Annotated in this window: 10 protein-coding genes; 2 read left to right on the top strand and 8 right to left on the bottom strand. The window is 52.2% G+C overall.

Translation table 11 applies throughout. The features are described from left to right. Positions 1-2: 2 nt before the first annotated feature. From ACHUEV_RS06440 to ACHUEV_RS06415, 6 genes are all read right to left on the bottom strand, one after another. Positions 3-1,181, bottom strand: coding sequence for a CmpA/NrtA family ABC transporter substrate-binding protein (locus ACHUEV_RS06440; protein ID WP_394178232.1), 1,179 nt, complete (start codon positions 1,179-1,181; stop codon positions 3-5). Beyond that, on the bottom strand, positions 1,178-1,762 hold the full coding sequence (locus ACHUEV_RS06435) for an ANTAR domain-containing response regulator (protein WP_394178231.1): 585 nt from the start codon (positions 1,760-1,762) through the stop codon (positions 1,178-1,180). The genes ACHUEV_RS06440 and ACHUEV_RS06435 overlap by 4 nt, the downstream gene beginning before the upstream one ends. 120 nt (positions 1,763-1,882) lie before the next feature. After that, positions 1,883-2,650, bottom strand: coding sequence for a glycosyltransferase family protein (locus tag ACHUEV_RS06430; RefSeq protein WP_394178230.1), 768 nt, complete (start codon positions 2,648-2,650; stop codon positions 1,883-1,885). A gap of 3 nt (positions 2,651-2,653) precedes the next feature. Further along, positions 2,654-3,586, bottom strand: a complete 933-nt coding sequence (locus ACHUEV_RS06425; RefSeq protein ID WP_394178229.1) for a glycosyltransferase family 92 protein — start codon at positions 3,584-3,586, stop codon at positions 2,654-2,656. Next, positions 3,583-4,386, bottom strand: a complete 804-nt coding sequence (locus ACHUEV_RS06420; RefSeq protein WP_394178228.1) for a capsular polysaccharide export protein, LipB/KpsS family — start codon at positions 4,384-4,386, stop codon at positions 3,583-3,585. Before ACHUEV_RS06420 ends, ACHUEV_RS06425 begins: the two co-directional genes overlap by 4 nt. Before the next feature lie 324 nt (positions 4,387-4,710). Further along, positions 4,711-5,742 carry an N-acetylneuraminate synthase family protein gene (locus ACHUEV_RS06415; protein ID WP_394178227.1) on the bottom strand — a complete coding sequence of 344 codons (1,032 nt, stop codon included), beginning with the start codon at positions 5,740-5,742 and terminating at the stop codon, positions 4,711-4,713. Positions 5,743-5,871: 129 nt separating this feature from the next. On the opposite strand from ACHUEV_RS06415, the gene ACHUEV_RS06410 reads away from it, so the two are divergent. Beyond that, positions 5,872-6,579 carry a phosphatase domain-containing protein gene (locus tag ACHUEV_RS06410; protein ID WP_394178226.1) on the top strand — a complete coding sequence of 236 codons (708 nt, stop codon included), beginning with the start codon at positions 5,872-5,874 and terminating at the stop codon, positions 6,577-6,579. A 30-nt stretch (positions 6,580-6,609) separates the two neighbouring features. Here the strand turns inward: ACHUEV_RS06410 and ACHUEV_RS06405 are convergent, their stop codons facing one another. Both ACHUEV_RS06405 and metG read right to left on the bottom strand, forming a co-directional pair. Beyond that, positions 6,610-7,326 (bottom strand): acylneuraminate cytidylyltransferase family protein, encoded by a 717-nt coding sequence (locus ACHUEV_RS06405; RefSeq protein WP_394178225.1) that lies wholly within the window; start codon positions 7,324-7,326, stop codon positions 6,610-6,612. Positions 7,327-7,336: 10 nt separating this feature from the next. Further along, positions 7,337-9,049, bottom strand: coding sequence for a methionine--tRNA ligase (metG, locus tag ACHUEV_RS06400; protein ID WP_394178224.1), 1,713 nt, complete (start codon positions 9,047-9,049; stop codon positions 7,337-7,339). A 131-nt stretch (positions 9,050-9,180) separates the two neighbouring features. Here metG and ACHUEV_RS06395 point away from each other — a divergent pair, with 131 nt between their 5' ends. Further along, positions 9,181-9,645, top strand: coding sequence for a hypothetical protein (locus tag ACHUEV_RS06395; RefSeq protein ID WP_394178223.1), 465 nt, complete (start codon positions 9,181-9,183; stop codon positions 9,643-9,645). Positions 9,646-9,732: the final 87 nt, after the last annotated feature.

Below are 9,732 nucleotides of genomic sequence, written 5' to 3'. Positions count from 1 at the left end.
GATCAATCTTGTGCGTCGAAGTCGAAAATCGCGCCATCAAAGAATGCGTCGGGACCAAGAATCAAGTGTCCCTTGGTCGAGGCAACAGCCATCGGATTGCGCAGCGCGCCTTCGACTTTTGCCGAAGCACCAGGCATGTCGATGCCAAGCGAAGAAAGGTTCGCCCGATATAAATCGCTACGAAAGCTCGCTTTGCCACGGCGCGATGCATCTTCCGGATCCAACCCACACCAAGTGGCGATCCGTTCTGAAACCCACGCGGCCTGACTACGCCAAGGAAAATTCCCTGCATTGTTGTTAAAGAACAAAAATCCGGGCGGTGTGACGGGTTTTGCGCCCTTGCGCGGTACGATTTGTCCAAAGATCGCAGGGTCAATCGCCTCGTGCGGTAGGTCAATATGTTGGCTGCGCGCTAATATTTCGACCGCGAGCGGTTTGTTCCGCGGCTGATCTAACCATTCGGTCGCACGGTAGATCGCACGCATTAGACCAGCACAGGTTTCTGGGTGCTGCTCGATCCAGTCCCGTGTCGCGCCTAGTACCTTTTCTGGTGCGAACTGCCAGATTGATGATCCGGGCAGGATCAATTCTGCAACACCTTGCTGCACTGCGGCAGTCCCCCAAGGTTCGCCGACACAAAACATGTCCAAGGTCCCGTCTGCAACGGCTTGTGCCATGCGCGGCGGTGGTACGGTGATGATTTCTACGCGTTTGCTGCGGAACGACGGATGCGCCGACAGCCAGTGTTCAAGCAACATCCTGTGCATTGAAAATGGAAAGGGAATGCCAATCCGTATCGTCTTGTGCCCCGATGCGAATAGCGCGGTCGCAGCGGCGGCGGGGCTGGCAAAGTCACTGACCCATCCGGTTTTTTCCATATCTCGCGCCAAGGTCTGTGACACGCCGACAACGGTGCCATTGACCGACAAAACCATCAACGCGTCGACATTCGTCGGCATGCCGCTTTGACCAAGTGTCATTGCGATGGGCATAGGCGAGAGCATATGCGCCGCATCAATTTGACCAAGCGCCAGTAAGTCGCGCAAAGCTGACCACGACGGCTGCTTGATCAGTTGCAGATCAATGCCTTCGTCTTGGGCAAACAGTAATTCGCGTGCGATGATCAACGGTGCCGCATCAATGAGCGGTAGGAAGCCGCATTTTACCTGATGCTCTGTCATCCCAACAAATCCGCCGCAGTCACAAGCGCCTGCGCCACATCAATGACCTTGCGGCCTTGATCCATCGCGGTCTTACGCAACAGGCTATAGGCATCTTCTTCGGTGATACCCCGCGCATTCATCAACAAGCCTTTGGCGCGATCAATGGTTTTACGGTCTGTTAGGGCCTGCTTCGCTGCATCAAGCTCATGGCGCATCCGTTCAACCATCTTGAAACGCGCGATCGCGGTCTCAAGCACTGGTTTGATACGATTTTTCTGTAAGCCATCTACGACATAGGCGCTTAGGCCTGCTGTAATGGCGGCTTGGGTCAATTCTGCATCAGATCTATCCACGAACATCGCCACAGGCCGAGACTGCGCATGGGACACATGGCCGATGTGTTCAAGCGTGTCACGGTCCGGGTGGGCGAGGTCAATGAGAACAATGTCGGGGTCAATTTCAGTCAGCTTGGGTGCAAGGGCCGAAATGTCAGAGACAATAAACACATTGCCCCATCCACCATCCTTCAGCGCATCAATGATATCTTGAGCGCGGGTGGTGTCAGGTTCAACAACCAGAATTTTAAGGGCTACGTCCATGAGGTCGGATTAGCAGATTGGCTGTCAGCGTGTAGTTATGTGCTCATAAATTGTTCACATTATCGGTCTGTGATCAATAATGTATCGGCTTACCTAGTCACTGCTTAATAGATGGGCACATCAAAGTGCTTGCGCCCGTTTCCTGTCAATTTGGGCATCAACCTTGGTTTTGAACGCGAGGGTCGCGCTGCGCATAAGTTCGAGCATTTCTGGATATGACTTGCCGTTATCAATTTCGGTCTGCCAATTTGCCGGCGTCGCAAAATGCGGAGTGAGCCGGTATCCGTAGAACTTTTTTGAAAACGGGATACAGATCGTCTTACGGCCCATCAAAAGCGCCCAATATACCCCGTGATAAGAGTTTGAAACGACAGTCTCACCACTTGCGATGAACGACAGTGCGTCTTCTAGCGAAGTGCAATTGTTTGAAAGCTGCGGAATGCCATCTGGAATCTCAATGTTTTGCTGCGTTGTCTTACCGCCATGGCAGTAGAATACAACTTTGTGTTTTGGCGCTGGTGGGCTATCAAAAAGTGGTGACATACAGGTCGGGCAAGGGGCAAAGTCGTATCTTTTGTCACCCCAATCGCGACTGCCAACAAGTGTGCACATCTTTCGAGATCGGTAATATTTTAGCGACCAAGGTAATGTTTGGCGAGTGCCGACACCCCAAGCAATATGTGTGACTCCGGGCGCGTGGTTGACACCGGGTCCTGATGCAAGGCCTCCAAATATCTTTCCGCCACCATAAACGCCGACGTCGTAATCGGGGCTTGGTGTGCGCAAGTCCTTGGCCTGAGCGTCGCCCCAGTCGAAATAGTCGAATGGACTACAGACTGCGTCACCAATGTTCTTACTGTCTCGAAGGTGCTGAAAGAGAACACGCATTAGCTAACCTTTGAATTTTTTGTTAAAGACGTCGGGCGTCTGTAGCTTGTGAAGTGCAAGAAAATCGATGGCTGCTGTATCTTCAATAGGGTTGTCTTCAATGATTTCAGCTTTGTGCCTGATTGCGACTTCTCTTTGTTCTCGGGACACTCCGGACACCGCACCATTTGCTATCTTAGATTCGGTTTCAGCCTTCGACATGAGATAATAGTGATTGAGTTGAAGTCGCTCTGTCGTGATGAAATCAGCCGCCTTGCGCTGTTTGTTGCGTGCAACATGGCCTAAGCTATTTGCAGAATTGCTACCCATTTTTCGAGTTTCAAACTTGTGGGTGCTGACCTGAGTGACGTCACAAGGGTCTACGATGCACTTAAAGTTCAGCAGTGCACCAATCGATCGACGCGCGCGCCTATTATAGGCAATAGGAATTGGTGATGTAGGCGCGACATCGAAACCGGAATGCCCAAACATTGTCCATGGCAGTGAAATGTTAGTAAAGCTCATCAAGTCATCTAGGACATCCGAAATCTGTAACTTGCCGCGCGGTACAATGTATTCGTCCACATCGATCATAGCCATCCATCTGAATTTAGCCCCGAATGTCGAAATGGCATGGCAGTAGGCAAGTATTTGACGCGGCAGGATCAGAGCAGGGCGTACGGTTTGGGTATGCAATTGCCACGGAATGACCGTGACGGTCATACCTTTGAAATTGTTGGCGACATCTACCGTATCGTCGTCCGACATATTGTCGTACAAGATGACACTTCTGACACCGGCTACCGCATGAAATGTTAGCCAGTCATTCAGTCTCTTTCCTTCGTTGCGGACAATGACGACAAGGCAAATACCATGCCGGTCTTGTGCGGGTTCTGGTGGCTTTATGGCGATTTTCGACGCGCGCCCGACGCGTCGTCCGAAGAAATTCCAGTTCATTTCGATGTCCCCCAGAAACCATATTTATCTTTGCCGCTTAGGCGCTGTTCAATCAGCGTAAAATTGTCGGACTGATTACGCTTGGGGTAATAGTATTCATCAAGATAGCTTAAAAATGCCTCCCGAGCTTCGCAATCATATTTAAGTTTATCTACTGAACGAAATACATCAGCCAATTCACTTACGGTTTGGGCTGTTTGCGCAACACCCTCGATAGCCCAGAAGCATTGACCACAAGCGATGACCGGTTTGTCAAAGAGCATTGCCTCCAAGCCGACGGACGAATTCACGGTCACGACGCCGCGAGATGCGGCGACTTGGCTGAAGGTATCGGAGTTGTCGATATAAATACGGTTCGGCGCGGCTGAACGTATCTTGTCGGCGAAGGAAACTGGTGACGTCGGATGTTCTTTGACGCGCAGATGCCATTCCGGGGGCAAATGTTTGACTGCTTCTGCGAGCGCCGTGATGAAGCTTTCAACTGTTGAAAATTCTCCGCCGAACAGCCTCAGTTGACTGTCACCCGGCGTCTGTAATGGCACAAACAAGAACGGTTCTGTTAGCGGCGGTAGTGGGTCATCGGATTCATGTGCCTTGATTGGTTGGCGTTGCCGAACAAGGTTTCGCAACGCCTTCCAGCTTTCAGACGGTGAGCTCGCTCTCCAAGCGAGGTAGGGTTCGATAGTGCGTGGAAGGCTGTTTGCGTAGTTCACACCACTTGGATCGATGGTGCAGCGGCCGGGAAACGGCGCTAGCTCAAAAAACAAACGCCGGGCGCCAGCGTGCTTTGCACCCTGCATAAAGACGCGCCTAGTACCATTTAGGCCATTCCAGCAAACGGCGACAGCATCATTACGGTCACTGAAATAGCGCCGTGCGCCATTGTATTGCAGTTTCAGGAGCTGCAGATGAAGCCAATTTGGCAATTTACTTCGCTTTCGCTCCTTAGACATTGCCAGAGCAGTTTTCGCTTCACTTGTAGTCTCAGGCCAGCTTCGAAGGCTTATGGGGCACATATGCATCCACCGGATAGAACCGCCGGGTGATAGCATTCGTGACATTGTGGCGCGCTTTTTCTTGCGTGGATTTAGGCAAATGAAGTTGAATGAAGCATTCATCGTACTTTACCCATCTAAATCGGTCCATTTCAATTGTGTATTACGGATGACCGAACGAGTTAGCGTCTTGCCAATGACTTTGTCGAAATCATAGCCAGCTATTTCGCCTGATCCGGGGCGTCGTGCCCAGATGTCGGCTTCGGTGATAACGTGCCCGGCGGGTAAGTTGCGGTCGGCGACGACACTTGCGCGCGCAAAGCGGTAGACGTCTTCCTCTGCGCTGGTGCGCTGTTTTGGATTCATTAGGGCAGTGTGAATTTCACGTGACCGATCAATGATATGCCGCAGTTCAGATGGGTCCATTGAATTGATGATATCTGGCCCCTTCCGGTAGCGGCTATCGGTGTAGTGGCGTTCTAGGATGCATGCACCAAGTGCGACGGACGCGAGCGCCATTTCTGGCCCAATCGAATGGTCCGAAAATCCGACAATTGCATTGGGGAATGCGTTCTTGAGGTCAGTTACACCTTGCAGTGAAACGATTTCTGGTGGCGAGGGGTAGAGGTTTGTGCATTCCAAGAGGGCATATTCAATGCCCGCATCTTCGAGGATTTGTACTGAAGCACGGACGCTGTCGATGCTTTGCATGCCCGTCGACATGATTACAGGTTTTCCCATCCGTGCGATGTGACGGATAAGGGGTAGGTTGTCTGCTTCACCCGAACCAATTTTGAACGCAGGAACATCGAGATCGTTTAGGAAATCGGCAGCGGCACGCGAAAATGGTGTGGAAATCCAGATCATGCCGAGGCTCTCGGTATATTCCTTCAGCGCTTTTTCGTCGTCGAGCGATAGTGCGCAGGCGGCCATGACATCCCAGATCGACACATCGGCGTTCGGTGGGAAAATCTGCTTAGCCTCTTCCGTCATCTCGTCTTCGATGATGTGGGTCTGGTGCTTGATCATTTCGCAGCCAGCGCCAGCAGCAAGGCGCACCATTTCTTTGGCTGCTTCAAGATCACCACCATGGTTAATACCGATTTCGGCAATCACCAAAGGTGGGTGCTCTGGTCCGATTTTGCGGCCTGCGATTTCCATGTGCGTGCTCCTGCGCGTATTGTTAATGTGGTTCTAAGGTCTTTGACGCGGCGGAGCAATTGCAGTGTGACCATTGCAAAGCCTATGCGCATGGTCCAAGTGAGACGCGATAGAAAAGTTGGGCCTGTGATGATCCGTCAGATACTACAAAATCTCGCAAATAAAGAGAAAGCTTTACGGCAGTCTTTCGGGCACGATATTGTTGATCCGGAAGAGCGGAAGCGATCCGAATGGCATGTGAACTGGCTGGATCACGGCGTATTGCGCAAACGATGGCACAATTTTGCTGAATTTGCACCGGGCGCTTACCGTTCAAACCATCCAAATCATAAGCGCTTTGAAGTCTACGCAGACATGGGCATTAAGACGGTGTTGAATCTTCGTGGAGTTGCTAAACAGCCCCATTACCTGTTTGAAGTCGAAAGTTGTGAAAAGCTGGGAATGACATTGGTCACTGCGCATATGGCTGCACGTAGTGCACCAAGGGTCGAAAGGCTGGTGCATCTAATCGAATGCTTTGAGGCGATCGATCGTCCGTTTCTGATACATTGTAAGTCGGGTGCTGATCGCACTGGTCTTGCTGCAGCGATCTACCTCATGATGTTTGAAGGCAAGTCGCTAGACGAAGCGCGCAAACAACTTAGCTTTAAGTTCCTTCATATCAGGAGAACCAAAACGGGCATTCTTGATCATTTCTTAGATGTTTACGCGGAACGCATCGCCCAATCGCCTATCGCGATTGATGAGTGGATTAAGACTGAATATGATCCTAAGGCGCTGACTGAAAGTTTTGCTGAAAAACAGGCGAACCTAAAGTTTTGGCAAGGCTGGCGTTAGGTGGGGCGAAAGAATTTCTAGAAATTCTTTCTATTTTGCCGGTGCACGCAATCCTTCGGCGATTTGTTTTCCCATGAGGTATTCGATCACATCCCAGTCAAATGGGCTGTCGACGTCAAGGCTGCGTTCATTGGGCACGATAAGCGGAATTACATGGCCTTCGAATAGCCGGGTCGCGGTGCGCAGGTATGAAGGTTTGACCACATAAACCAGCCCAACATGGTCGTAGACCATCGGCGCTTGTTGGCGGGCAACGACACCGTGGGGCAGGGGTTTCGACACATGTAGCCCACCGGTTTCGTCGGTTTCTAACATGTTGAAATAGGGGTTCTTGCGGCTTTCGCAGCAAGACATGACCATATCCGGCTGTTCTTTGAAGAACAGGTCGAGCCCAGCATTGACATCCTCGGGAAGGCGCAGGGGCGATGTGCAATCCAGATCAAGGAATGCATCCGCAGAGCCGGTTTGCTTTTCAACCTCAAGTAGTGCGTGCTGCCACACGTCCCATTTGGCGGCTGTATCAGTCGCCAAATGGTCGGGGCGCAGCCCGATATCCAATGCACCGCGCTTCAGCCCGTGTTCGTACATTTTCGGGCAATCAGTGGACACGACAACATGGTCTACGCGGTCATTTTCGAACAGCTGGTCCAGCGCCCAATCGATCAGAGGCTTGCCATGCAGATCACGAAAATTCTTGCCCGGGACGCCCTTGCTGCCCGCACGTGCACCGATGTGACCAATGATCATTGTCGTCCCCTTAGTCGCGTGTGCCAGCGAAGCGTTCAGCCCATTCTTCGCGCTCTTCGTCGGTGATTTTACGGAATAGGTTTTCCGGTACCGTGAACGCATGACCAGCAGGCAGCGTTTCCAGCGCCGCTGCTACATCTGTAGGCCAGCTGTCATCGTCTGTCTGCATCGCGGCGATCATGGTCGCAGCAGCGTCAGGAATGAATGGCGCCGACAAGACTGCGTAAATCCGGATCAGGTTTAACGCGAGGCGGATTTGCATCGCGGCGGTTTCTGGATCGGTCTTAAACGTCGTCCAAGGCGCGTTGGATTGTAGGTATTCATTGCCCAACACCCAAATCGCGCGCAACTCGGCTGCCGCTTTGCGGACTTCGGTTGCTTCCATGTGGGTTTCGTATGCGCGGATACGTGTTGTGAGGTCGGCGATTAGCTGTTTTTCGGCGGGACCATAGGTGCCGCCGGCGGGAACATCGTCAGAAAACTTTGACCGACAAAACTTTGTCACGCGGCTAACAAAGTTGCCCAGTACGTCGGACAGGTCTTTATTTGTATCCGTTTGGAAGTTTTCCCAAGTAAATTCTGTATCAGAGGTTTCTGGCGCATGGCTTAGCAGCCACCAGCGCCAGTAGTCTGAGGGTAGAATCTCCAGCGCATTATCCATGAAGACGCCGCGGCCACGTGTTGTGCTGAATTGGCCGCCATCGTAGTTCAGGTAGTTGAACGATTTGATGTAATCGACCAGTTTCCACGGCTCTTGAGTGCCCATGATCGTCGCCGGAAACGATAGTGTGTGGAAGGGTACGTTATCTTTGCCCATGAACTGGGTGTAGGTCACGTCATCTGCACCTTTGTCGGTGCGCCACCAGCGTTCCCAATCGGTGCCTTTGCCAGCGTCTTCCCATTCTTGGGCGCAGGCGATGTATTCGATGGGCGCGTCGAACCAGACGTAAAACACTTTGCCTTCCATGCCGGGCCATTCGGCATCGCCTCGTCTGACGGGTACGCCCCAATCCAGATCGCGGGTGATGCCGCGGTCTTGCAGGCCGTCACCGTCATTCAGCCATTTCTTAGCGATGGATGTCGTAAGAATTGGCCAATCGGTTTTGCTGTCGATCCAAGCGGCCAAGTCGTCTTTTAGCTCTGACTGGCAGAGGTACAGGTGTTTTGTTTCGCGGACTTCAAGATCGGTTGAACCGGAAATCGTGGAATGCGCGTCGATCAGGTCGGTCGGATCAAGCTGTTTGGTGCAGTTGTCGCATTGGTCGCCACGGGCCGATTCAAACCCACAGTTGGGGCAGGTGCCTTCGATATAGCGGTCGGGTAGAAAACGACCGTCTGCAACAGAATATACCTGTTCTTCGGTGACTTCGCGGATCAAGCCCATATCTGCCAGACGGCCAGCAAAGGCTTGGGTAAGCTTTTGGTTTTGCGGGCTGGATGAGCGACCAAAGTGATCAAAGGAAAGGCGAAAGCCCTCTGCGATTTTGGCCTGCACATCGTGCATTTCGGCGCAGTATTCGGCGACAGGCTTACCTGCCTTGGCCGCAGCCAGTTCAGCAGGGGTTCCGTGTTCATCGGTCGCGCATAGAAACAAAACTTCGTTACCGCGTGCGCGCATGTAGCGTGCGAACAGGTCAGCGGGCAGTTGGCTACCCACAAGGTTTCCAAGGTGTTTGATCCCGTTGATATAGGGAATTGCGGACGTAATGAGGTGACGGGCCATCGTGGTTTTCCTATCAATTTGCGCCTATCTAACGGGGTGCGCCGCTAGATGCCAGATGTAGTAGTCATCTACTGGTATTGAGGGGCGTACGACGGTACCATGTGAGCACAAAAACAAAATTGGGGCTAATCATGAAAACATTCATATTGGGTGCAGCTTTTGCTGTAATTGCAGGCGGGGCAAGCGCACAGGATTTCTATGCAGGTGGAGCGCTTGATTATGCATATCCGCATTCTGGTGACTCGCAAACAGTTGGTTCACTAATCGGTGGTGTAGGGTTTGACCGTGGGCTTTATGCCTATGGGGCCGAGGTTGAGCTTGGCGGCCATGTTGGCGGTGACGCTGATTATGGCACGCAACGTCTACGTGCTTGGGGGACATATGACCTTGGCAATGTGGCAGCACGTGTCGCTGGCGGTATCACTGAATATGACTTGGATAGCGGCACAGCAGACGGCTACAACCTTGGCGTTGGTGTGCAAACGGAATTCACGAACAGCATCACCCTGCGGGCCGAATTCATCCGTGATTTTATGGATGATAACTCCACCGCAGCCGTCACAACGACGCGGATTGGCGCATTCTACAACTTCTAAACTAAAGAAATGGCAGGACCCGCGATGCAGGTCTTGCCTCTTGCTGTTCGGGCATTAGTCTTGGCCCGAACCAAGAACTGAAAGCAG

It is taken from the genome of Yoonia maritima (assembly GCF_043641945.1).
Taxonomy (GTDB): domain Bacteria; phylum Pseudomonadota; class Alphaproteobacteria; order Rhodobacterales; family Rhodobacteraceae; genus Yoonia; species Yoonia maritima_B.
Note: the sequence above shows the minus strand (reverse complement) of the source record. Positions and strands in the feature narration are given on the sequence as shown.